This is a genomic window from Cellulomonas sp. URHE0023, from assembly GCF_000688475.1.
Taxonomy (GTDB): Bacteria; Actinomycetota; Actinomycetes; order Actinomycetales; family Cellulomonadaceae; genus Cellulomonas.
In genome coordinates, this window is the sequence record NZ_JIAN01000005.1 from 1,666,388 (window position 1) to 1,688,462 (window position 22,075).

The 22,075-nt window shown below is 72.6% G+C and carries 21 protein-coding genes; 14 read left to right on the forward strand and 7 right to left on the reverse strand.

Going from position 1 to position 22,075, the window contains the following annotated elements; genetic code table 11:
- Positions 1-7: 7 nt before the first annotated feature.
- A complete protein-coding gene (locus N553_RS0108510; protein ID WP_028046159.1) occupies positions 8-361 on the reverse strand; it encodes a hypothetical protein in 354 nt (117 codons plus the stop codon).
- A gap of 128 nt (positions 362-489) precedes the next feature.
- Between N553_RS0108510 and N553_RS24225 the strand changes: the two genes are divergently transcribed.
- The 4 genes from N553_RS24225 to N553_RS21880 all read left to right on the forward strand — a co-directional run bounded on the left by N553_RS24225 (position 490) and on the right by N553_RS21880 (position 6,427).
- Positions 490-1,752, forward strand: a complete 1,263-nt coding sequence (locus N553_RS24225) for a D-alanyl-D-alanine carboxypeptidase family protein (protein ID WP_156043746.1) — start codon at positions 490-492, stop codon at positions 1,750-1,752.
- A gap of 19 nt (positions 1,753-1,771) precedes the next feature.
- The gene (locus N553_RS0108520; RefSeq protein ID WP_028046160.1) at positions 1,772-2,917 is read left to right on the forward strand and encodes an AAA family ATPase; all 1,146 of its coding nucleotides are present in this window, start codon (positions 1,772-1,774) and stop codon (positions 2,915-2,917) included.
- A gap of 52 nt (positions 2,918-2,969) precedes the next feature.
- Entirely contained in the window at positions 2,970-3,404 is a 435-nt protein-coding gene (locus tag N553_RS0108525; protein ID WP_028046161.1) for an OsmC family peroxiredoxin, read from the forward strand.
- Between the two features lie 176 nt (positions 3,405-3,580).
- A complete protein-coding gene (locus N553_RS21880; protein ID WP_051640038.1) occupies positions 3,581-6,427 on the forward strand; it encodes an FAD-binding and (Fe-S)-binding domain-containing protein in 2,847 nt (948 codons plus the stop codon).
- 19 nt (positions 6,428-6,446) lie between these two features.
- On the opposite strand, the gene N553_RS0108535 is transcribed toward N553_RS21880, so the two are convergent.
- Positions 6,447-7,553, reverse strand: a complete 1,107-nt coding sequence (locus N553_RS0108535) for a hypothetical protein (protein ID WP_028046162.1) — start codon at positions 7,551-7,553, stop codon at positions 6,447-6,449.
- A 218-nt stretch (positions 7,554-7,771) separates the two neighbouring features.
- Here N553_RS0108535 and N553_RS0108540 point away from each other — a divergent pair, with 218 nt between their 5' ends.
- The 4 genes from N553_RS0108540 to N553_RS25030 all read left to right on the forward strand — a co-directional run bounded on the left by N553_RS0108540 (position 7,772) and on the right by N553_RS25030 (position 10,462).
- Positions 7,772-8,068, forward strand: a complete 297-nt coding sequence (locus tag N553_RS0108540) for an MTH1187 family thiamine-binding protein (RefSeq protein ID WP_028046163.1) — start codon at positions 7,772-7,774, stop codon at positions 8,066-8,068.
- Between the two features lie 219 nt (positions 8,069-8,287).
- Entirely contained in the window at positions 8,288-9,877 is a 1,590-nt protein-coding gene (locus N553_RS0108545; RefSeq protein WP_028046164.1) for a hypothetical protein, read from the forward strand.
- A 112-nt stretch (positions 9,878-9,989) separates the two neighbouring features.
- The gene (locus N553_RS0108550) at positions 9,990-10,190 is read left to right on the forward strand and encodes a helix-turn-helix transcriptional regulator (protein WP_028046165.1); all 201 of its coding nucleotides are present in this window, start codon (positions 9,990-9,992) and stop codon (positions 10,188-10,190) included.
- 113 nt (positions 10,191-10,303) lie between these two features.
- Complete coding sequence (locus tag N553_RS25030) at positions 10,304-10,462, forward strand: hypothetical protein (RefSeq protein WP_156043747.1); 159 nt, start codon at positions 10,304-10,306, stop codon at positions 10,460-10,462.
- Between the two features lie 3 nt (positions 10,463-10,465).
- Here N553_RS25030 and N553_RS0108560 read toward each other — a convergent pair whose 3' ends face one another.
- Both N553_RS0108560 and N553_RS0108565 read right to left on the reverse strand, forming a co-directional pair.
- Complete coding sequence (locus N553_RS0108560) at positions 10,466-11,428, reverse strand: alpha/beta hydrolase (protein WP_028046166.1); 963 nt, start codon at positions 11,426-11,428, stop codon at positions 10,466-10,468.
- On the reverse strand, positions 11,425-12,369 hold the full coding sequence (locus tag N553_RS0108565; RefSeq protein WP_028046167.1) for a quinone oxidoreductase: 945 nt from the start codon (positions 12,367-12,369) through the stop codon (positions 11,425-11,427). Before N553_RS0108565 ends, N553_RS0108560 begins: the two co-directional genes overlap by 4 nt.
- Before the next feature lie 56 nt (positions 12,370-12,425).
- Between N553_RS0108565 and N553_RS0108570 the strand changes: the two genes are divergently transcribed.
- A complete protein-coding gene (locus N553_RS0108570; RefSeq protein WP_028046168.1) occupies positions 12,426-13,115 on the forward strand; it encodes a DUF5995 family protein in 690 nt (229 codons plus the stop codon).
- Here N553_RS0108570 and N553_RS0108575 read toward each other — a convergent pair.
- The 3 genes from N553_RS0108575 to N553_RS0108585 form a co-directional block, all read right to left on the reverse strand.
- Entirely contained in the window at positions 13,112-13,825 is a 714-nt protein-coding gene (locus N553_RS0108575) for a maleylpyruvate isomerase N-terminal domain-containing protein (protein WP_034621499.1), read from the reverse strand. The genes N553_RS0108570 and N553_RS0108575 overlap by 4 nt on opposite strands.
- Before the next feature lie 84 nt (positions 13,826-13,909).
- Positions 13,910-15,193, reverse strand: coding sequence for a homoserine O-acetyltransferase (locus N553_RS21885; protein WP_051639927.1), 1,284 nt, complete (start codon positions 15,191-15,193; stop codon positions 13,910-13,912).
- Positions 15,194-15,200: 7 nt separating this feature from the next.
- Positions 15,201-16,520, reverse strand: a complete 1,320-nt coding sequence (locus tag N553_RS0108585; protein ID WP_028046170.1) for a bifunctional o-acetylhomoserine/o-acetylserine sulfhydrylase — start codon at positions 16,518-16,520, stop codon at positions 15,201-15,203.
- A gap of 396 nt (positions 16,521-16,916) precedes the next feature.
- On the opposite strand from N553_RS0108585, the gene N553_RS25360 reads away from it, so the two are divergent.
- The 5 genes from N553_RS25360 (at position 16,917) to pstA (ending at position 22,062) form a co-directional block, all read left to right on the forward strand.
- Entirely contained in the window at positions 16,917-17,336 is a 420-nt protein-coding gene (locus tag N553_RS25360) for a hypothetical protein (RefSeq protein ID WP_197029958.1), read from the forward strand.
- Positions 17,333-18,139, forward strand: a complete 807-nt coding sequence (locus N553_RS25365) for a lytic transglycosylase domain-containing protein (RefSeq protein ID WP_051639928.1) — start codon at positions 17,333-17,335, stop codon at positions 18,137-18,139. Before N553_RS25360 ends, N553_RS25365 begins: the two co-directional genes overlap by 4 nt.
- Entirely contained in the window at positions 18,136-19,758 is a 1,623-nt protein-coding gene (locus N553_RS0108600) for a PASTA domain-containing protein (RefSeq protein ID WP_028046172.1), read from the forward strand. Before N553_RS25365 ends, N553_RS0108600 begins: the two co-directional genes overlap by 4 nt.
- A 133-nt stretch (positions 19,759-19,891) precedes the next feature.
- On the forward strand, positions 19,892-20,905 hold the full coding sequence (gene pstC / locus N553_RS0108605; RefSeq protein WP_197029960.1) for a phosphate ABC transporter permease subunit PstC: 1,014 nt from the start codon (positions 19,892-19,894) through the stop codon (positions 20,903-20,905).
- Positions 20,905-22,062 carry a phosphate ABC transporter permease PstA gene (gene pstA, locus N553_RS21895; RefSeq protein ID WP_081844428.1) on the forward strand — a complete coding sequence of 386 codons (1,158 nt, stop codon included), beginning with the start codon at positions 20,905-20,907 and terminating at the stop codon, positions 22,060-22,062. The genes pstC and pstA overlap by 1 nt, the downstream gene beginning before the upstream one ends.
- The last annotated feature ends 13 nt before the right edge of the window (positions 22,063-22,075 follow it).

Below are 22,075 nucleotides of genomic sequence, written 5' to 3' on the forward strand. Positions count from 1 at the left end.
GCGCCCGTCAGCCGACGCGCTGCTCGCGCTCGTCGTCGGCGGGTGGCGTGATCGACGCGATCATGCCGGTGCGCGGCACCTCGGCGGCGGCCGGTGCGGGCACGAACTTCGGCTTGCGGCCCGGGCGACCACGCTCGCGTCGGGTCTCGATGCCCTCCAGGGTGGTCGCGCGCCAGACGGCGCCGCCGTTGAGCCGCCCGTCCGGCTGGGGGAGCCACGGCACCTTGCGCGACAGCCACACGCGGATCGTCGCGTGCTCCACCCCGAGCCGGTCGGCCAGGCGCGCGATGTCGTACAGGTCGTCCAGGCCGGTGGTGGTCGGCGGCACGGGGTTGGCGTCGGAGACGTCGTGAGGAGGCACGGCGGCAGCCTAGCGGTCCGATCCTATGAATTGTGTGACGACACCGTGACGGGATGCTCACGAGATCTCCCCCGCAGCCGGGCTCAAGTTGACCTGGGCGATCGTCCGAAGCATTTAACGTGTCACGCGTGAGTAACAAATATCTGCGACGAGGTCGGCCACAGGGTGGTCGGCACGCTGCGGCGAGCCCCGCGCCGGTCGCGGCGGGACTCGTGGTGCGCCCTGCGCGCCTCGCCCAGTTCGGCGTCGTCACCGTCCTCGCGATGAGCCTCTGCGGAACCATGGCGGCGACCGCGAACGCACACGGTGGCGAAGGCCTGACGCTCGGTGTCTCCCACACCGCCCGTGCAGCGGCAGAGGTCGCCGCGGCTCGTGACGGAGCCGTCGGTGTCGCGGCCGACGCGATCGCCGTCGCCCATGCCGTCCAGGCCGAAGGGAGCGAGGCGGCCGTCGACGCCGCTCAGCTCGCGGCCCTCGAGGCTGCCACCTCAAAGCTGAACGACCTCGTCGCGTCCGTCGACCCGACCGTCGCGGCCGCCGTCGCCGCGTCCGTGGCTGCCGCCCCCGCGGTCACGGCCCCCGTCGTGCCCGCGGACGTGACCCCTGCCGCCGCGCCCGTCGTCCCCGCGGCACCGACCGAGGCGCGACTCCCGGTCGACGAGCCGGCGCCGGTCGCGACAGCTGCCCCGGTCGCGACGCCGGCACCCACGCCTTCAGCCACGACCATCCCCGTCATCCCGCCCACCGACGGCCGCGAGGACGAAGCGACCGCGAAGCTCCGCGACGCGGTCGCCGCCGTCGCCGTGCTGACCGCCGACGTGCGCGACAAGGCCGAGGCCAACCGCGTGGCGGCCGCCGCTGCCGCGCAGGCCGAGGCGGACGCCGCCGCGCAGGCCGCCGCTGCCGCTGCCGCTCAGGCCCAGGCGGACGCTGCCGCGCAGGCCGCCGCCGAGGCCGCCGCTGCCCAGCGTGCCGCGTGGAAGCAGTCCTTGCAGGGCTACTCGAACGGGAAGATCCCGGACTCGGCTCTCTGCGGCGTCAGCTTCGACGGGTCCGTGCGGCTCCGCTGCGACGCCGCCGAGCAGCTCGACATCCTGAACACCGCGTACCGCGAGCACTTCGGCACGGACCTCACCATCTCGGACTCGTACCGCTCGTACTCCGGTCAGGTCTCGTGCGTCCGCACCAAGGGCTACCTGTGCGCCACGCCGGGCACCTCCAACCACGGCAACGGCATCGCGATCGACTTCGGTGGCGGCGTCGAGACGTTCGGCACCAAGCAGCATGCCTGGATGGTCGCCAACGCCCCCGACCTTCAGTGGGTGCACCCGAGCTGGGCCGCTGCACGCGGATCCAAGCCGGAGGCGTGGCACTGGGAGTACTCCGGCTGACGGGTCCTACGATCGGCCCATGAGCTCCTCCGGGCACGGACGGACCTGGCCGCTGGTCGGCCGGGCGGCCGAGCTGGACGACCTGGACGAGCTCCTCGCCACAGCGGCGGGTGGCCAGGGCGTCACGGTGCTCCTCGAGGGCGCTGCCGGTGTGGGCAAGTCCAGCCTGGTCGAGGCCCTGCGCGGCTCGGCGCGGCTCCTCGACGTCCGGCTGAGCACCGCGCGTGCGTCGAGCATGCGGCCGTGGCCGTTCGCGCTGCTGTCCGACGCGCTCCTGCAGGGCGCGTCCCGGAGCCCGCTCGAGCTCGAGCTCGCGGGCATCCTGGCCACCCTCTACGCGGCGCCCACGGTGCCGGACGACGAGATCGCGCGGGTGGGTGCCATGTTCGCCGACCTGCTGCGCAGCCGCGGCGCGTCTCGCCCGTGGGCGCTCGTGCTCGAGGACGTGCACGAGTCCGACGCGGCGTCCCTCGACGTGCTGCACGAGCTCGCCCACGAGGGTGCGCTGCACCACGCGCTCGTCATCCTCACCATGCGACCCGTGCCGTACCGGGCCGATCTCGCCGCGGTCGTCGCCGCCTGGACGCGTGCCGGGGCGCGGCACGTCGAGCTGCGCCCGCTGAGCAGTCGCGCCAGTGTCGAGCTGGCGGAGCACCTGGTCGGCGGGGACGTGGGGCCGTCGTTGCGGGGCACGCTCGCGATGGCCGGCGGCAACCCGAGGTTCGTCACGGACGTGGTGCGAACAGCTCGCTCGACGGGCGCGCTGGTCACGGAGGGCGGGGTGCACGACGTGTCGGGCTCGGCCTGGCAGGTCGCGCTGGACGACGTGGTCCGGCGACGGATCTACTACCTCGGCAGCGAGGTGCTGGAGCTGCTCGGGCGCGCCTCCGTGCTGGGGACGTCGTTCGTCATGACCGATCTCGCCCTGCTCGCCGAGGAACCCGTGGCCGACTGCTGGCGCACGCTTCGGCACGGCCTGGCGGCGGGTGTCGTCCGCGCCCGAGGCGACCGGCTCGTCTTCGGGCACGACCTGGTGCGCTCGGCCCTGTACGACGGACTGGATCCCGACGACCGGCGCGCCCTGCACGCACGGGCCGCGAAGGCGTTGCAGGAAGCAGGCGCGCCCGCGCAGATCGTGGCGAACCACCTCGACCGCGCGCGCTGATCGTCGAGTCCTCCTAGCGTGGGCCCTGTCCGCCACCCGACGAAGGAGAACCATGGCTACCCGTACCGCTCGCACAGCCTGGAACGGCACGTTGCAGGAAGGGGCCGGGCAGGTCGAGCTGACGAGCTCCGGATCCGGCACCTTCGACGTGTCCTTCCCGAGGCGTACCGCCGACAAGGCTGAGGGCACCAGCCCGGAGGAGCTCATCGCCGCCGCGCACTCGTCGTGCTACTCGATGGCCCTGTCCGGCGAGATCGCCGGTGCCGGGGGAACACCGATCGCGCTCGAGGTGACTGCCGACGTCACCCTCGCGCCCGACCCGGTCGGCGGGCTGCACATCAGCCTCATCCATCTGACCGTGCGCGGTGAGGTGGAAGGCCTGGACGCTGCCGGTTTCGAGGCGGCTGCCCAGGCCGCCAAGGTCGGGTGCCCGGTGAGCAAGGCGCTCGCCGCGACCACGATCACGCTCGACGCCTCCCTCGCCTGACGGGCCGTCCGCACTCGCCGGGCCAGTGGCTCGGCGACGGCGGACGGTGCGCGACGCGTGGATACCCACGACAGGCGGTCGGCGTCCGGTGCGACACTGCGCGGGTGGCGGCAGTGACCGAGAACGTGGCAGGAGACGTGGACAGCGCGCAGGTCGTGGCGGCGCTGCGGTCCGCGATGGGCGGGGCGGTCGACGACTCGAGCCGCCGGCGCGCCGAGTACTCCACGGACGCGTCCAACTACCGCGTGGTGCCGCAGGTGGTGGCGTTCCCGCGCGACACGGACGACGTCGAGGCTGTCCTTGAGGTGTCCCGTGCCCTGGGCGTCCCGCTGACGGCGCGCGGTGGTGGCACGAGCGTGGCCGGCAACGCGGTCGGCACCGGGATCGTGCTCGACTTCTCGCGGCACGTGAACCGGATCCTGGAGATCGACCCCGCCGCTCGGACGGCGCGCATCGAGCCGGGCGTCGTCATGGCCGCGCTGCAGAAGGCAGCCGCACCGCACGGCCTGCGGTTCGGTCCGGACCCGTCGACGCAGGCGAGAGCGACGCTCGGCGGGATGATCGGCAACAACGCGTGCGGGCCGCGTGCCGTGGCCTACGGGCGGACCGCCGACAACGTGCTCGCCCTCGACATGGTCGACGGGACCGGCCGGCGGTTCTCGGCGTCGTCCGGTGCCGGTGCGCTCGACGTGATCCCAGGTCTCGGCGGCCTCGTCCGCTCGCACCTGGATGTCATCCGGACCGAGCTGGGCCGATTCGGCCGGCAGGTCTCCGGCTACTCGCTCGAGCACCTGCTGCCGGAGAAGGGGACCGACCTGGCCAAGGCGCTCGTCGGCACGGAGGGAACGGTCGGCACGCTGCTGGGTGCGACGGTCAGGCTCGTCCCGGTCGCGGCCGCCCCCGTGCTCGTCGTCCTGGGGTACCCGGACATGCCGACGGCAGCCGACGCGGTGCCGGCTCTGCTCGCGCACGCACCGCTCGCGATCGAGGGCATGGACTCCCGGCTCGTCGACGTGGTCCGTCGCGTCCGCGGCGCGGCCGCCGTCCCGACGCTGCCGCCCGGCGGCGGCTGGCTGATGGTCGAGGTCGGTGGCGCGGACCTCGACGACGCCTTGCGCAACGCCCGCGCTCTCGCTGCGGACGCGGGTACCAGCGCGGTCGGGCTCTTCCCACCCGGTCCGGACGCCGCCCGCATGTGGCGCATCCGCGAGGACGGTGCGGGCCTGGGTGGACGGACGCCGTCCGGGGCGCAGGCCTGGCCGGGGTTCGAGGACTCCGCGGTGCCCCCCGCACAGCTCGGGGCCTACCTGCGCGAGCTCGAGGCGCTCATGGCGTCGCACCAGGTGGACGGCCTGGCCTACGGGCACTTCGGCGACGGCTGCGTGCACCTGCGACTCGACATCCCGCTCGGGAGGTCGGGCAACCCGTTGCGCGCCTTCATGGAAGACGCGGCAGCGTTGGTGGCCTCGCACGGTGGGTCGTTGTCCGGGGAGCACGGTGACGGCCGCGCCCGCTCGGAGCTGCTCTCGGTCATGTACACCCCGAAGGCGATCGACCTCTTCGGGGCGTTCAAGGACCTGTTCGACCCGCGCGACCTGCTCAACCCGGGCGTGCTCGTGCGACCGCGCCCGCTGGACGCCGACCTGCGCCGCCCGTGGGCCCGCCCCTTGCTGGCAGACGGGCACGGGTTCTCGTTCCGGCACGACGACGGCGACCTGACGACGGCCGTGCACCGCTGCGTCGGCGTGGGCAAGTGCCGTGCCGACAGCACCGCGGCCGGTGGGTTCATGTGCCCGTCGTACCTGGCGACGAAGGACGAGAAGGACTCGACCCGCGGCCGGGCGCGCGTGCTGCAGGAGATGGCGAACGGCACGCTCGTCTCCGGTGGGTGGTCGTCACCGGAGGTGCACGAGGCCCTGGACCTGTGCCTGAGCTGCAAGGCCTGCTCGTCGGACTGCCCCGCGGGCGTCGACATGGCTCAGTACAAGTCGGAGGTGCTGCACCGTACATATCGCGGCCGGCTCCGCCCGCCGTCGCACTACGCGCTCGGCTGGCTGCCCAGGTGGGCCCGGCTGGTGACCCGCGTCCCCGGTCTGGCGGCGCTCACCAACGCGGTCCTCGGCATCAGGCCGGTTGCCAAGGCGGTGCTGGCGGGCGGTGGGATGGACACGCGTCGCAAGATGGTCACCTTTGCTCGCGAGCCCTTCCGTGCCTGGGCGCGGGGCAAGGGCCGCGACGAGGTGACGCTGGCACGCCGGGGCGACGACCACGCCGGGCGCCGGCCCCGGGTGGTGCTCTGGACGGACTCGTTCTCCGACACCCTCTCGCCCACGGTCGCGCACGCCGCGGTCGCCGTGCTGCGGGACGCCGGGTACGAGGTCCTCGTGCCGGAGGACGACGCGTGCTGCGGGCTCACCTGGATCAGCACGGGTCAGCTGGACGGCGCGCGCCGTCAGCTGGCCAACCTGCTCGGCGTCCTCGGGCCGTTCGCCGTCAACGGCATCCCTATCGTCGGCCTCGAGCCGTCATGCACCGCCGTCCTGCGCTCGGACCTGCTCGACCTCTTCCCGGACGACCCGCGCGCGGCGGCCGTGGCGCGCGAGACCCGCACGCTCGCCGAGCTGCTCACCGCGCCCGAGCCGGTCGGGCCCGGGGACCGGTGGCAGGTCCCGGACCTGTCGGGCGTCACCGCCGTGGTCCAGCCGCACTGCCACCACCACTCGGTGATGACGTGGAACCCGGACCGTCAGCTGCTCACCGACGCCGGTGCGCAGTTCTCCGCGATGGCCGGCTGCTGCGGCCTTGCGGGGAACTTCGGCATGGAGAAGGGGCACTACGACGTCTCGGTCGCGGTCGCCGAGACCTCGTTGCTCCCGGCGCTGCGTGACGCGGCCCCGGGTGACGTCTACCTGGCCGACGGCTTCTCGTGCCGCACCCAGGCCGAGCAGCTCGCCGGTGTCCAGGGCATCCACCTCGCGGAGCTCCTTGCGGCGCACCTGTGCGCGCGGCAGCCGACCACCTGAGGCACGCGGCGGGCCGGCGTCAGGCTGTCGCCGGCTCGCTGACCGGGCCAGGGTTGAGCCACAGCTGGCCACCATCTCGGATGGTCCAGCCGTTCGGGTCCGAGGTGACCGCGTTCTGCCGGAAGTCGGTGGGGCGTTCGCGGACCAGAGCCCACCCCAGCCGGGAGAGCTCGCGGAGCGCGATCCCTTCGATCAACCTCGACTGGGTGGCCAGGAAGAGCACCTCCACCTTCTCGTGCAGGACGCTCAGGAAGTCGGGATCCTCCAGGAGCGACTGCTCGGTGCCCTGCAGGTCCATGTGCAGGAAGTCGATCCGGTCCAGGTGCTCGACCAGCGAGCGCAGGCTCAGCCCGTCGACCGGGTCGTGCTCGAGGGCGTGCCCTCGGTAGTCCACGTCCGCCTGGGTGCTGCTCATCTGGGCCCCGTTGTCGCTCCTCGGGTCGACCCGTGGGAACCACACGGTCTCATCGCGCACGTGGACGGCAGCATGCACGACGCGCACGTCCACGGACGCATCCTGCGTGAGCCCGTTGCGTTCGGCGTGCTCGAGGATCTCCACCTCGGCGGCAGCGGCGGCCTCGACGGCGAGGAGCGATACGCGGTCGAACCCTGAGCGCAGGGCGGTCACCCCTGCTGCCGTCACCCAGGGCCCGTAGGACGCGCCGAGCTCGACGCAGGAGAACGTGCCCCTGCTCGCCTGGACCGCTCGTTCGACCGCAGTGAGCAGCGCGACGTACTCGATGGCCTCCGCGTGGAAGCCGTCGTCGGGGATCGGCAGGTCCACGAACTCGACGCCGGGCAGGCCCGGCCCACTCAGGCCCGGGAACCGCGAGGCCTTGGTGCCGATGCCCAGCCAGTCCACGATCTCGCCCAGTCCCGGCTCGTTGCGCTGGTCGAGCCGGAACCGGGCCAGCAGGTCGACGTCCTCGGGCGCCCATCCACCGAAGAAGTCTGGTGGGCTCACCCACTCTCGCGCCGTGAGCGCCCGTTGGAGCCTGGTCTGCGGCATCGTCGCACCGGAGCCGTGGTCGACCTGCGTGCGGGTCTCCGCCAAGGCCGCCACCTGACCCTGCAGGGCAAGCGACTGTTCTCGAAGCCCTTCCAGCTGCACGAGCACGGGAGTCATCCAGCGAGCACGCAGGTCATGCGCGATGCGAGGCCATGGCACAACTGTTCCCCCGTCGACGAAAGCGGAGACACTGCCAGAATCCAACGGATCGCGCCGGACCTGGTGGACAGGGCCAGCGCTGGTGGTCACCCTAGCCTCGATCACTCCTCGCGCGCCGGGATGGCAGCTTGTGGGCACTGGTGGACACCCACCGCCCGAGGGACCAGGGTGGGCGCATGCTCGTTGCCTTCTCCGTCGCCCCGCTCGGTGCGGGCGAGTCCGTGACCGCCGCGGTCGCAGATGCCGTGCGCATCGTCCGCGAGTCGGGTCTGCCCAACCGGACCGACGCCATGTTCACCACCCTCGAAGGGGAGTGGGACGAGGTGATGGACGTGGTGAAGCGGGCCACGGAAGCCGTCGGCCGGCACGGCCACCGGGTCAGCCTGGTCCTCAAGGCCGACATCCGCCCGGGCCGCACGGGCGAGCTCACCGGGAAGGTCGCGCGGGTGGAGAAGGCGCTCGAGCAGCACTGAGCGGACCGCCACCCGGGTGTGCGATCGACCACGATCGGGGTGTGGGAATTGTCGCATCCGGGTGATCGTGCGCACCTGGTGCCGACAGGCCGCCCCGACCGGCTGACGCGTCCGGTCCGCTGTGGGACAGTGTGCTCGCACGCGTGAGCAGGACGGGCTCCGCGGGCGACCAGAACTGATCGTGGGTGGGCGGCGGCGCGCCCAGGAAGGCCGGGACCGATGCCCATCTTCGAGCTCGACGAGGGCAGACCGCGCCTTGTCCAGCCGATGCAGCCCCTGGCCGGGTCGTTCGCTCAGGAGACTGCCGCACTCCTCACGGACCACCTCGCTGCGATCGCCGGTGAGCCCCTGTTCGCCGTCCGCTCCCGGACCTCGTCACCCGACCACGCGGACCTCCCGGCGCTCCTCGCGCTCGATGCGACGGGCCGTGCGGTCGTGCTGGACGTGGTCCAGGTCGTCGACGACGACGCGATCGTCTCGTCCCTGCGGCACGCGGGTGCGGCGGCGCGGATGACGACGACGGACCTGGCCCGCGCCTACCACCCGGACCCGTCGCGCTTCGCCGTCGACTTCGCGGCGTTCCGTGAGCAGGCCGCCTACGGTGCGCAGTCGACGCGCCGCGAGGGCGTCCGACTGATCGTGCTGTGCTCCGAGGTTGCGGCCGAGGCGGGCGACACCTTGTCGTTCCTGCGCGGTCCGGGTCGGCACGTCGACGTGCTCCAGGTCGGCGTCGTCCGCGGTGAGGACGAGCGCCGCCTGCTGGACGTGTCGCCGCTGGCCACGCACGAGGGCGGCCGGCGGTCCGTAGAACCGACCGCGTTGAGGCTCGTGCGCGCGAGCGAGGGCTTTGCCGGACCGGCAGCCTCCGCGCCACGCAAGCCGTCATCCGGCGAGCTCCGCTCGGTGGCTCCGCCTCCTCCCGCGCCGTCGAACCTGACCGAGCCGACGCCGATCGTCCGCCGCGCGGTGCCGGTGGAGGCACCGGCAGACGACCCGACGCTCACGCAGCGGACGGGACGCGACGAAGCGCCCCGCGCGAAGGACCCGGTCCCGTCGCCCCAGCCGGTCTGGAAGTACGAGCCCGAGCGCATCGCGCCCCAGGCTCCCCGCACCCAGGAGACCGCCCGGTCGACGCACGAGGCGCCGACCACCTTGACGCCGGTCGTCGGCCTGCGCGCGGCTCAGCAGCAGCGACCCCCTCGTGACCGGGCGACCGCGGACCACGTGCCCGCCGAGAGCGCATCGTGGGACCTGTCCAACGACGTCCCGGGCCCGCGCCCGTTCCTGACGGAGCACAGCAGCAACCACGCCGACGCGCCCGCCAACGACCAGGTCACCCGCTCCGCACAGCCCACCGAGACGTCCGACGTCGCCGAGGCGTCCGACCTCGAGCAGGAGGTCGAGCAGGGACTTCCCGAGCTCGACCGCTCGGCGCCCGGGACGCAGCCGCTGCGCCCCACGCGCCCGGTCACCCGCCCGTCCACGCTGCCCGTCGAGCACTACGGCGGTCCGGAACGGTTCTCCGCGGCAGGCCTCCCGCTGGCGCTGCCCGAGCTCGCGACGCTCGCGAAGAGCCGCCGTGCGGTCACCACGCTGGTCTGGGTCCGTGCGCGTCGGGGGCAGCGGATCGAGGCGATGCTCCGCTCGGACGGCCTGATCGAGCTGCCGACGGGTGAGGTCTACTCCGACCCCGACACGGCCGCGTCCGTGGCCGTCGCGTCCGAGAACGCGGTCGACGGCTGGCGTGCGTGGCGCCTGGGCGAGGGCGGTCCGACGCTCGCAGAGGCGACGGGCGTCATCCACCCCTGACGCCTTGACCCGGCGAACCACCGGGGAGTGATGGCGGTCAGCGCGAGCGGGGGCGACGGATCCTCGTCGACCTGGTCGCGCCGACCCGCGGAGCACCGCGCACGAGGGTGCTGTGGCGTCCCTCACCGCACGCGAGCGGGACGTCCTCGCGTGCCTCGGCGCCGGGATGTCGAACGCCGACGTCGCCGTTGCGCTCGGCATCACCGAGGCGACCGCGAAGACGCACGTCAGCCGCGTGCTCGCCAAGCTCGGGCGCTCGTCACGGATGCAGGCGGCCGTCGTCGCCGTGGAGGCGGGCGTGACGCTCGGCTGAGCCGGCAGCCGTGTCGAGCAGTGCTGCGGAAGTGGTCGGACCGGGGAACTTTGCGATCCGTCGCACCGGCCGATGAGAGGGGCACCGTCCCCTCCGAACGAAAGGCCCGACCGATGGCTGTCACGACGCGGCACGAGAGCGTGCTCGTCGAGCTCAGTGCGCTGCGTGCGACGGGGACCCGTCCCGACGGGCACCCCTTGAGCGAGGCGACCCTGCGTGCGCTCGACCACGACATCGCCCTCCTCGAGGCGCTCCTCGCGCAGGCCCGCTGAGCGTCAGCCCCAGCCGTACGCGGACACCCACCGGTCGATCTCGGCGTAGAACCGCATCCGCACCGGAGGCGGCGACAGCGCCAGGTCGTGCAGGCCGTCCCGTACGCGGACGACCGTCACGTGCGACCCGAGCTGCACCGCACGGCGGGCCAGCAGCTCGACGTCCAGGACGATGTCGGCGGCACGCATGTCCTCGTTCCACCGTGGGCTGATGATCGTGCGGCTCGAGCACAGCATGAGGATGGGCACGTCGATGGACAAGCCCCGGGCGACGCGTGCGTGGCCGATCGTCACGGCCCGCAACCAGCCGGCGCGCACCGGGAAGGACGGTGTCGGCCGCCAGGTCGTGTTGTACGTCCACTCGCCTCCCGAGCCCGCGTCGAGCGTGCGGGCGTAGTAGCCCGGGTCGATGTTCGGCAGTGCCGTCTTGGGCTGGAAGCGGGCGAGGCGCGCGACGGTCGGTCCGGACAGGTGGCGCAGCACCGACGACCCCTGCAGCTCGAGCCACGGGCTGTTCAGCACGAGCCCGCTCAGGGCGCCCGGATGCCGGTGTGCCCACAGGGACGCGACCAGGCCGCCGGTCGAGTGGCCCATGACCATGACCCGCGCGCGCACCCCCAGCTCGGTGCGGATGACGTCGAGAGATGCTTCGAGCTCCTCGTCGTACGTGTCCAGGTCGTCGACGTAGCCCGGGGTCTGGTGCGGGCGCAGGCTGCGACCGAACTTGCGCAGGTCCAGCGCGTAGAACGCGGCGCCGCGGGCGTTCCAGTGCTCCGCGAGTCCCGTCTGGAAGAAGTAGTCCGACCAGCCGTGGACGTAGAGGATCGCGCGTGACGGTCGCAGCGGCACCGGCGTGGGCGGGGAGTACCTGACGAGCGTGGCGACGACCGCCCCCTCGTCGTCCGGGCGCAGCTCGAGCGTCCGGGCCTCGTAGTCCGGCCCGAGGACGTCGGGCTCCCAGGTCACACGCCGACCTCGAGGACGACCTTGCCGGTCTGGGTGCCCTCCCACAGCCGGCTCAGCGCCGTGCCCGCCTCCAGGAGGGGGAACGTCGAGTCCACCAGCGGCCGCACACCCGTGCGCGCCAGGAACGCGAGCAGGTGCTCGAGGTCGTTCCGCGATCCCATGGTCGTGCCCGCCACGGTGATCTCCTGGAAGAAGATCCGGGTCAGCTCGGCGGGTGCCGCGTCGCCGCTCGTCGCCCCGGCGACCACGATGATCCCGCCCGGCTTCACGGACCGTACCGAGTGCGACCAGGTCGCCTTGCCGACCGACTCCAGGACCACGTCGACCCGGGGGACGCGTGCCCCGGGTTCCACCGCGGCGGCGGCCCCGAGGGCCAACGCCCTGTCGCGGCGCTCCGGGTCGCGACCCGTCACGACCACCTCGAGCCCGGCCGCGTTCCCGAGCAGGATCGCCGCCGTGGCGAGCCCGCCCCCGGAGCCCTGCACGAGCACCCGCTGGCCGGGGGTGGCGCGGCCCGTCACGAACAGCATCCGGTAGGCCGTGAGCCACGCGGTGGGCAGGCAGGCCGCCTCGACGAAGGACAGCTGTGACGGCTTGTCGACGAGGTTCGAGGTCGGGACGAGGACCTGCTCGGCGAGGGTCCCGTCGTAGCGCTCGGACAGCAGGGAGCGTGGCTCGTCGCCGAGCTGGACCACCCCGTGCACGACGACTTCACGACCGTCCGCGGTGACACCTGAGGCATCGGTGCCCAGGATCATCGGCAGCTGCTCGGCGCGCAGACCGACACCGCGCAGGGACCAGAGGTCGTGGTGGTTGAGCGCGGCCGCTCGGACGTCGACGACCGTCCAGCCCTCCCGGGGCGTCGGGGCGGGGCGTTCCCCCACCACCAGCCCGTTCAACGGCGTGGTCGGGTCGAAGCTGGCGGCGTAGGCGGCGATCACGGCCCCAACGTAGCCGGAGGTTCCCCCGCACCGCCCGGACCTGTGATCCTGGGCGGATGACCAGCGGATCGGAGAAGATCGGGCGCGTCGTCGCCGACATGGACAGGGTCCGCGCAGGGCTTCCTCGCACGGACGGGATCGGAGTCTTCCTCGACGTCTACCGTCGCGTGACCGCGCTCGTCGCGCTCAGGGTCACCGACGGCACGTTCCAGGACCCGGCGTTCACCGAGGACCTGGACGTGCGTTTCGCGGACCTGTTCCTCGACGTGCCGGCGGACCTCGTCGCCCGGCGCCCGGTGTCGAAGGCATGGGAGCCGTTGGTCGAGCGCCGGGCCGTGCGCCGGATCCTGCCCATCCAGTTCGCGCTGGCCGGGATGAACGCCCACATCAACCACGACCTCGCGCTCGCGGTCGTCGCCACCTGCACGGCGCGATCGTGCGAGCCCGACGACGGGTCCATCCACAGGGACTTCGAGGAGGTCAACGCGGTGCTCGCCGAGATCGTGCGCCCGATCCGCGACTCGTTCCTCGACCAGGCGATCGTCACGCACGGCGCGGCCGTCGCACCGCTGGCGGACCTGGTGAGCAACTTCTCGATCGACAAGGCACGCGACGCCGCCTGGGTCTCCGCGCTGACGCTGTGGCACCTGCGCGACATCCCGTTCCTGGAGCGGGCGGCGCGCGACACGTTGGCGCGGACCGTCGGGCTGGTGAGCCGTCAGCTCCTGACGGTGGTCGTGCTCTAGAGAAGGGGCAGCATCCGACCCAGGTCCGGGACGGCCTCGCTGGTGTAGCGCGCGTGCAGCGCCGCGGCCAGCTCGTCGACGTCGTAGGGCTGGCGGCCCGCGGCGAGGCGGACCCAGCGGCGTGCGTCGCTGACCTCGAGGTCCCAGCCGCCGCGCGCGACGACGATCCGCAGCAGCGCGTCGGCGACGAGCCGCAGGGCACCGGCGTCCACGGGGTCCACCCCGCGTGGCACCGACCGCGCGAGGTCGTCGGCGTGCACGACGAGCTCCAGGACCCGCGACACGGTCATCGTGCTCAGCAGCACCGGTCCGCGCCGGGCCTGCACCACGCGGTCCTCTGCACCCAGCTCGTCGAGCCGGTCGAACGCCGCCTGCGCGCGCTGGTCGACCGCACCGAGCGGGTCGTCGGCGATCTCGATCGCGAGGTCTCGCGTGACCTGTGCGATGTTCGCCGCACGCTCGGCGTAGGTGCCCACGTACTCGCCGAGCGTGAGGGGCACCGTGCCGTCGGGCAGCGGTACGCACACGGCGAGCGCCTCCATCGCACGGCCGAGGTGCGCGACGAGCTCCGAGACGGTCCAGCCGTCCAGCACCGACGGCTCGTCGGCCACCTGGTCGTCGACGACCTCACCCACCCAGCGACGCAGCCGGATCCACTGGTCGTGCAGGGCGGCGGTTGCGTCGGCGAGCTCACCGGAGGGCGTAGACATGCCGCCCATCCTGGCGGTCGGTGCGCGATGCGTCGAGGTCGTCGCGCGCGACGCGCCGCGGGTGCCCATACGCGATGAGCGAGCTCACGGACGGTGGCGGGCGCCGGTCTCCAGGAACTCGTTGACCAGCGAGCCGACGAGCTGCTCCTCGATCAGGAACCCGTCGTGGCCGTAGTCCGAGTGGACCGTGCGCAGCACCGCCCCGGGGATGCCGTCGGCGATCCGCTGGGACTGCGCGGGGGGGAAGAGCCGGTCGCTGTCGACCGCGATCACGAGGGTGCGGGCCGTCACGGCGGCGAGGGCCTCGCGCACGCCCCCGCGGTCACGGCCCAGGTCGTGCGTGATCATCGTGCGCGTGAGGATCACGTAGGTGTTGGCGTCGAACCGACGCGCGAGCTTGTCGCCGTGGTGGTCGAGGTAGGACTGCACGGCGAACCGACCGCCCTCGAGCGGCTCCTCGGCGCCCTGCGGGATGCGCCCGAACCTCTGGTCCAGCTCGACCGCGCTGCGGTAGGTCTGGTGTGCGATCTGCCGGGCCAGCCCGAGACCGATGTGCGGGCCCTCGCCGTCGGGCGCGTCGTAGTAGTCGCCCTCGCGGTAGTGCGGGTCGGCGCGGATCGCGGCGATCTGGGTGTGGAAGCCGGCGATCTGGTCGCCCGAGGTCTGCGCGGCCGTGGCGATCGCCGCGATGGCGTCGACCCGGTCGGGTGCGGTGGCGGCCCATTCCAGGACGCGCAGCCCGCCGAGCGAGGCGCCGATGACCAGCGCCCAGGAGTCGATGCCGAGCAGGTCCGCGAGGCGGATCTCGGCGGCCACCTGGTCACGGACGGTCAGCAACGGGAAGCGGCCACCCCAGGGGCGGCCGTCGGGGGAGACCGAGGCTGGACCCGTGGAGCCCTGACAACCACCGAGCACGTTGGGCGCGACCACGAACCAGCGGTCGGTGTCGATCGGCGCACCCGGCCCGATCATGGACTGCCACCAGCCGGGGGTCGGGTGACCGTCGCCGGCCGGACCGGTCACGTGGGAGTCACCTGTCAGTGCGTGCAGGACGAGGACCGCGTTGCTGCCGTCCTCGTTCAGGGTGCCCCACGTCTCGTAGGCCAGCCGCACGGCCGGCAGCCGCCCGCCGGACTCCAGGGCGAAGGGACCGAGGTCGGCGAACTGCCGACGGCCCACCGGGTCGCCGTCGCGCCACGCGCTGCTCGCCCGGACGGGCGGCTCGCCGGATGGCTGGGGACGCGACGCGAGCGTCGAGGGACGGGCGCGCGGGCCCTGGAAGAGCGGGCGCGCGGCCGAGCCGCCCGTGCCTTCAGTGGTGGACGACCCAGAAGGCACAGGCGGCGTCGGCTGCGTACCAGAACTCATGCGGTGATCAGGCTCCCTTGGCGGCGCGGAAACCCGCGTCCAGGTCAGCAAGGATGTCATCGATGTGCTCGATCCCCACAGAGAGGCGCACGAGACCCGGGGTGACGCCCGACAGGGCCTGCTCCTGCGGCGTGAGCTGGCTGTGGGTCGTGGACGCCGGGTGGATGACGAGCGAACGCACGTCACCGATGTTGGCGACGTTCGAGTGCAGCTCGAGCGCGGACACGAACGCCTGACCCGCTTCGGTCCCACCGTCGATCTCGAACGCGATGATCGCGCCGGCGCCGCGGGGGGCGTACTTGAGCTGTGCCGCGTGCCACGGGCTCGACTCCAGGCCCGCGTAGTGCACCCCGAGGACGTCCTCGCGTGCCTCGAGCCATGCGGCGACCTTGACGGCGTTCTCGACGTGCCGCTCTACCCGCAGCGACAGGGTCTCGATGCCTTGCGCGATGAGGAACGCGTTGAACGGCGACAACGACGAGCCGAGGTCCCGGAGCAGCTGCACACGGGCCTTGAGGATGAACGACAGGTTGATGCCGAAGAGGCCGCCGACGCCCAGGTCCCGCGCGAACACGAGGCCGTTGTAGGACGGGTCGGGGGTGTTGTAGTTGGGGAACCGCTCCGGGTGCTGCAGGTAGTCGAACGAGCCGCCGTCGACGATCACGCCGCCGATCGCCGAGCCGTGGCCACCGAGGTACTTGGTCGCGGAGTGCACGACGACGTCGGCGCCCCACTTCAGGGGGTTGATCAGGTAGGGCGTCGCCACGGTGTTGTCGACGACCAGGGGCACGCCGTACTCGTGCGCGACACCCGCCACGAGCTCGATGTCGAGGATGTCGGACTTGGGGTTGGGGATCGTCTCCGCGAAGAACAGCTTGGTGTTGGGACGGATCGCGTCCTTCCAGGCCTGCGCGTCGTGCGGGTCGGTGACGAACGTGGTCTCGATGCCGAGCTTGGGCAGCGTGTAGTGCAGCAGGTTGTACGTGCCGCCGTACAGCGACGGGCTGGCGACGATGTGGTCACCGGCCTCGGCGATGTTGAGGATCGCGAGGGTCTCGGCGGCCTGGCCCGAGGACACGAGGAGCGCGCCGACGCCACCCTCGAGGGACGCGATGCGGTTCTCGACGACCTCCTGGGTGGGGTTGCCGATGCGCGTGTAGATCGGACCGAGGTCCTGCAGCGCGAACCGCGCCGCCGCGACCTGGGCGTCCGGGAAGACGAAGGACGTCGTCTGGTAGATCGGCAGTGCGCGGGCGCCCGTGGCCGGGTCGGGCGTCTGGCCGGCGTGGATCTGGCGGGTCTCGAAGTTCCAGCTCTCGTTGCTCATGGTCGATGCTCCTGATCGTGATGGTCTGAGGGATCCGCAGGAGGCACCGGCAGCCGACATCCGTCCCGCGAAGGGTGGGTTGGGGCGCACGGTTCGAGCCATGGCTCGGGCGGGTCTCAGGACCGTCGATCAACCGACGACAACCTGCCCGCGGGCACAGCCGAGCGTGCGCTGGTCAGCGACACATTCGGCGGGACATGACGCGACTGTAGGACGCCATGTCCGCCTGCCGGAACCAACGTCTCACATGTCAAGACCGTTTCACCCGACCGGACGAGACGTCGTCAGAACGTCAACCACTGGCCCCCGGCTGTTCGTCCTGCGGTTCCGCACAGGCCGCTCACAGATGCCTGACATGCGCTCAACTTCATCGGACGCACCGGGGAGTCGAACCCGGTGCCGCGACGAAAGGACGGGATGCGGACGGTGGCGCCCGTGTTCCAGCTCTACCGGTTCTCCGACGACGACGTCGTCTGGTGGCGGCTCGTGAGCCCCAACGGGCGCGGGCTCGCCCGGAGCGCGCTCGCGCTCCCCAGCGTCGAGGCAGCGCGCGCCTCGGTCGAGGACGTGCGGGCGGCCGTCGGGTCGCTCATGCCCGTTCTCCGGCTCACCGGCGCGTACCGATGGCAGTGGTTGCTCACGCACGACGAGGTGCCGGTCGTGCAGGGCATCGGGGACCAGGACCGCCGTATCCGGTGCGCCCACGCCTGCCGCAGCTTCGTCGAGCTGGCGCCCGTCACGCCGCTCGACGCCGCCGTGGCGACGTTCCGCCGGTCGTCCGCGCCGCCTGTCAGCGCCCGGCGCACCGCGACGTGAAGGGCGCGTGGGTGCTCGCCGGAGGGGTGATCGCCGCGAACGTCGTCGTGCTCGCAGCGCTCGCGGTGAACGAGAGCGGCCCTGGCCAGGCCGACCGGGTGGTGGTCGAGGACGTGGTGGCGCAGGACCCGGCGGCGCCGGTCGTGCCCCTGCCGACGACTCCGCCCGCCTCCACCGGCCAGACGGCCCCAGACGGCCCTATCGGCCCGGCCGAGCTCGCCGACTCGCGTCCGCCGCCGCTGCGCGCATCGCCCGAGTGGGTGGCCAAGGTCTCCGCCGAGACGGGGATCGGGTCGGTTGCGGTCCGGGCCTACGGCACGGCGACACTGACGCTCGCCCGGGACGTTCCGGGCTGCCGGCTCGGCTGGCCCACCCTGGCCGGTATCGGCGCGATCGAGTCGGGCCACGGCACGCACGCGGGCGCCGTGCTGCTCGACGACGGCCACCCGAGCCTGCCGGTGCTCGGCCCCGCGCTGGATGGGACGAACGGGACGGCGGCGATCCACGCGAGGCCCGACGACACCGCGTGGACGCAGGACCCTGACTGGGCGCACGCGGTCGGACCCATGCAGTTCCTGCCGTCGACCTGGCGGCGCTGGGCGTCAGACGGCGACGGCGACGGCGTGCAGGACCCCAACGACCTCGACGATGCCGCCGTCGCTGCGGGCCGGTACCTGTGTGCCGCAGGCGGGGACCTGTCCACGGGCGCCGGCTGGTGGGCCGCGGTCCGTTCCTACAACCACGACGACGCGTACGTCGCCCAGGTGCTCGCGACGGCCGACGGCTACGCCGCACGGACGTGACCGTCGTCGGCGGTCGCTACCGGTTGGGGCGGCTGCTCGGGAGCGGCGGCTCGGCCGACGTGCACGCGGCGGTCGACGAGCTGCTCGACCGGCCCGTAGCGGTCAAGGTCATGCGCGTGGTCGGTGGGGAGGTCGCCGATCCGGGCGTACGCGCCGCTGCGCGTCTGAGGCACCCGAACATCGCGGCCATCCTCGATGCGGGCCGCACAGCGGAGGGCCGAGCGTTCGTGGTGCTCGAGCTCGTGGACGGGATGACCATCGACGCGATCCTCGGGCGCGCCGGGGCCATGACCACCGACGACGCGCTCACCGTCGTCGGCGCCGTCCTGGACGCGCTCGCCCACGCGCACGCGCACGGGGTCCTTCACCTGGACCTGTCGCCGTCGAACGTGATGGTCGCGGTGGTGGACGGCGAGCCGCAGCCCGCGCAGACGTTCGTGCTCGACCTGGCCGGGAGCCGCGCGCCGGCCCCGGGCGACGCCTTCGTGATCGTCAGCCCGGAGTACGCGGCGCCCGAGATCGCCACGGCCACGGCCGCCGACGAGCGGTCGGACGTCTACTCGGCGGGCGCGCTCCTGTACCTGCTGCTGACCGGGCACCCACCCTTCGAACGGTCGGACCCGGCGGATGTGCTGCGTGCGCAGGTGGGGGAGACCGCTCCTCGACCGTCGGACCGAGCGCCGGCCGTACCGGCGGCGGTCGACCGGATCGTGGCCCGCGCCCTCGCGAAGGACCCCGCGACTCGCTTCGCGTCCGCACGGGCGATGCGCGCAGCAGTCGGTGACGCCCGGTCGGTGCTGCCCATACCGTCACCACGTCCTGCGTCCGATGGGCGGAGGGTCCCTGCGCCGTCCTCCACCAAGCGCCTCCCGGTCGTGGCCGCCCGGTCCGTCCCACCGCCGACGGTTGCCCCGCGGCGCAGCGTGGGCTCCCTCGTGCTCGCGGTGCTGCTGGGGAGTGCGGTCGTCGCTGGTCTCGCCCTGTTGCGGCCCGTGGCCGACGACGCGCAGGGTGCGCAGGTCGTTGCCACGAGCGCGTCGACGACGGCACCGGTGGTCGTGCCCACCCAGACCGCGACCGAGGTGCCGACGGGCCCCGCGCGTGAGCAGCCGAGGGGGCTGGAGGTGCCCGCGCTCGTCGGTCTCGACGTAGACGGCGCGCAGGGCGCGGTCGAGGCTCTGGGACTGCTGCTCGCCGTCGCCGCAGAGGTGGATGCGTCCGCGCCCCGTGGAACGGTGCTCGGGGCCGAGCCCTCCCCAGGGTCGACCGTCCCCCCAGGATCGATGGTTCACGTGACGGTCGCCTCTGGGCTCACCACGGTTCCCTCCGTCCAGGGTGAGCCGGCGGACACGGTCTCCGCAGCGCTCGATGCTGCAGGCCTCGTGAGGGACCCGAGCGTGCTGACGGACGTCCAGCCCGCAGCAACCGCCGGCACGGTCCTGCGCTCGGTGCCGCCCGCGGGCGCACGGGTCCCGGTCGGTTCGCCGGTCAGGCTGGTGGTCGCGGCGCAGGTCGAGCCGGACCCGACCCCGACGCCCACCCGGAGCCCTGTCCCGAGTGCCGCAGCCACGGCGGATCCGTCCGCGTCGCCGACGCCGGGCGGGGCCCCGGCGCCGTGAACCACGGCACGCCGTCCCGCGTTCACCCGCCGTCAGTCCATTCGACGCCGACGGAGGCTCTACTGGCGTCGCGTCGCGACCGGCGACCGCCGACCCGGTACGTCCGGCCGCAGCGCGAAGGGAGTACAACCACGTGAGCACCGAGGTGCGCGAGGTCACGCCCCGGGCAGAGCCCGCGCGTCCGCGCCCCATCTCGTCCAAGGCGACCGGCTCAGATGCCGTGTTCGTCAAGGGCACGCGGACGGTCGCGGCCACCGTGCTGGTCATCACGGGCGGCATAGGGGTGTTCCTGGCGAGCCAGTCGATCCCGACGCTTCGCCACTACGGGTGGAGCTTCTTCACCGAGACCCAGTGGGCGCCCGAGACGGACACGATCGGCATCGCCGCCGTGCTCGTGGGGACGTTCACGGTCGCGCTCGTGGCGATGAGCATCGCGTTCCCGCTCTCGTTGGCCACCGCCCTCTACATCAGCGAGTTCGCGCCCCCGCGGGTACGCAGCACGCTGGTCTCGATGGTCGACCTCATGGCTGCGGTGCCGAGCATCATCTACGGGCTGTGGGGGTTCTTCCTCCTGCAGCCGCACGCCAGTGCGGTCGCCCGGTTCCTGCACGCCAACCTCGGCTGGATCCCGATCTTCGACGTGGACGCAGATGCGGACGCGGCCCAGTGGGAGCAGACCAGGTACACCGCATCCGCATTCATCGCGGGACTCGCCGTCGCGATGATGGTCATGCCGATGGCGTCGTCCGTCATGCGTGAGGTCTTCTCCTCGGCACCGCTCGGCGAGCGCGAGGGTGCGCTCGCCCTCGGGTCCACGCGCTGGGGAGTGATCCGGTCGGTCGTCCTGCCGTTCGGCCGGGGCGGGATCATCGGCGGCACGATGCTCGGTCTGGGCCGTGCGCTGGGAGAGACGATCGCGGTCCTGATCATCGTCTCGCCCAGGTTCGACCTGAAGTTCAAGCCGCTGGAGATCGGCACCAACACGGTCTCCGCGCTCATCGCCGGCCGGTTCGGCGAGGCCTCGGTCGCACAGCTCTCGGCACTGCTCACGGCGGGCTTCGTGCTCTTCTGCCTGACGCTGCTCATCAACACTCTCGCGGCGATCGTGGTGTCGCGGTCGCGCTCCGGTGCGGGGACGGACATCTGATGGCGACCGACCTCGAGCTCACCGGGACCACGGCGGTCCCCACCCGGCAGACGTCGTCGACACCCGAGCTGCGCACGTTCGTCGTCGCGCGGCGCGACCCGACGCCAGGCCCGGACCGGACGGTTCGGCGCCGCGTGGCGAGCACCACCCCGGCCGACCGGCTTGCCTCCGCCGCGTGCATCGTCTCGGCGCTGGCGCTGGCCTGGCTCACGTGCTTCCGGCTGCTGCCCTGGGGGACGCCGCTGGCCTTCGTCCTGACGTCGTTCGTCTGCTACCTGGTGATCGTGACGACCGTGACGCACATCGTCGCGCCCGGACCGGCCGTCGCCGACCGCCTTGCGACGTCCATCATCACCGGGGGAGCGATCGTCGTCGGGATCGCACTGGTCAGCACCGTCGTGTTCACGTTCGTGCGCGGGTTCCCGGCGCTCATCCACCCCAACATGTGGGTCGACGACATGGCAGGCGTCGGCCCGCGCGACCCCTTGACCAAGGGCGGGGTCGCGCACGCGATCGTGGGCTCGGTCATCGAGATCTCGATCGCGATCCTCGTCACGGTCCCGCTCGCGCTGGGCACCGCCGTCTACATGGTCGAGGTCGGTGGCCGGTTCGCCAGGATCGTCCGCACCGTCGTCGAAGCGATGACCGCACTCCCGTCGATCATCGCCGGCCTGTTCATCTACACCGTCTTCATCCTGCTGCTCGGTGTCCCGCGCTCGGGCTTCGCGGCGGCGCTCGCGCTCTCCGTGATGATGCTCCCGATCATCGCCCGCGCCGCCGACGTGGTGCTGCGGGTGGTCTCCTCGGGACTGCGCGAAGCGAGCCTGGCTCTCGGCGCCTCGCGCTGGCGCACCGTGTGGCACGTGGTCCTTCCGACGGCCCGGCCCGGCCTGGCGACGGCCCTGATCCTCGGCGTCTCCCGCGCCGTCGGCGAGACGTCGCCCGTCCTGCTCACGTCCGGTGCAGCGAGCTTCTTCGTCTTCAACCCGTTCGTCGGAGTCATGAACTCCCTGCCGCTGTTCGTCTTCAGCACCGTGCGCACCGGCGAGGAGCTGTACGTGCAGCGCGGTTTCGCCGGCGCCTCGATCTTGCTGCTGCTCGTCCTCATCCTGTTCGTCGTCACCCGCCTGCTCGCGCGCCCGCGGCGCGGGCGCTGATCGCCTCGGAGTC

Excerpts from the sequence above, each read along its gene's own strand:
- N553_RS0108520 (WP_028046160.1), top strand. The coding sequence starts at position 1,772 with ATGAGCTCCTCCGGGCACGGACGGACCTGGCCGCTGGTCGGCCGGGCG.
- N553_RS0108525 (WP_028046161.1), top strand. The coding sequence starts at position 2,970 with ATGGCTACCCGTACCGCTCGCACAGCCTGGAACGGCACGTTGCAGGAA.
- N553_RS21880 (WP_051640038.1), top strand. The coding sequence starts at position 3,581 with ATGGGCGGGGCGGTCGACGACTCGAGCCGCCGGCGCGCCGAGTACTCC.
- N553_RS0108535 (WP_028046162.1), bottom strand. The coding sequence starts at position 7,553 with ATGACTCCCGTGCTCGTGCAGCTGGAAGGGCTTCGAGAACAGTCGCTT.
- N553_RS0108540 (WP_028046163.1), top strand. The coding sequence starts at position 7,772 with ATGCTCGTTGCCTTCTCCGTCGCCCCGCTCGGTGCGGGCGAGTCCGTG.
- N553_RS0108545 (WP_028046164.1), top strand. The coding sequence starts at position 8,288 with ATGCCCATCTTCGAGCTCGACGAGGGCAGACCGCGCCTTGTCCAGCCG.
- N553_RS25030 (WP_156043747.1), top strand. The coding sequence starts at position 10,304 with ATGGCTGTCACGACGCGGCACGAGAGCGTGCTCGTCGAGCTCAGTGCG.
- N553_RS0108570 (WP_028046168.1), top strand. The coding sequence starts at position 12,426 with ATGACCAGCGGATCGGAGAAGATCGGGCGCGTCGTCGCCGACATGGAC.
- N553_RS0108575 (WP_034621499.1), bottom strand. The coding sequence starts at position 13,825 with ATGTCTACGCCCTCCGGTGAGCTCGCCGACGCAACCGCCGCCCTGCAC.
- N553_RS21885 (WP_051639927.1), bottom strand. The coding sequence starts at position 15,193 with ATGAGTTCTGGTACGCAGCCGACGCCGCCTGTGCCTTCTGGGTCGTCC.
- N553_RS0108585 (WP_028046170.1), bottom strand. The coding sequence starts at position 16,520 with ATGAGCAACGAGAGCTGGAACTTCGAGACCCGCCAGATCCACGCCGGC.
- pstA (WP_081844428.1), top strand. The coding sequence starts at position 20,905 with ATGGCGACCGACCTCGAGCTCACCGGGACCACGGCGGTCCCCACCCGG.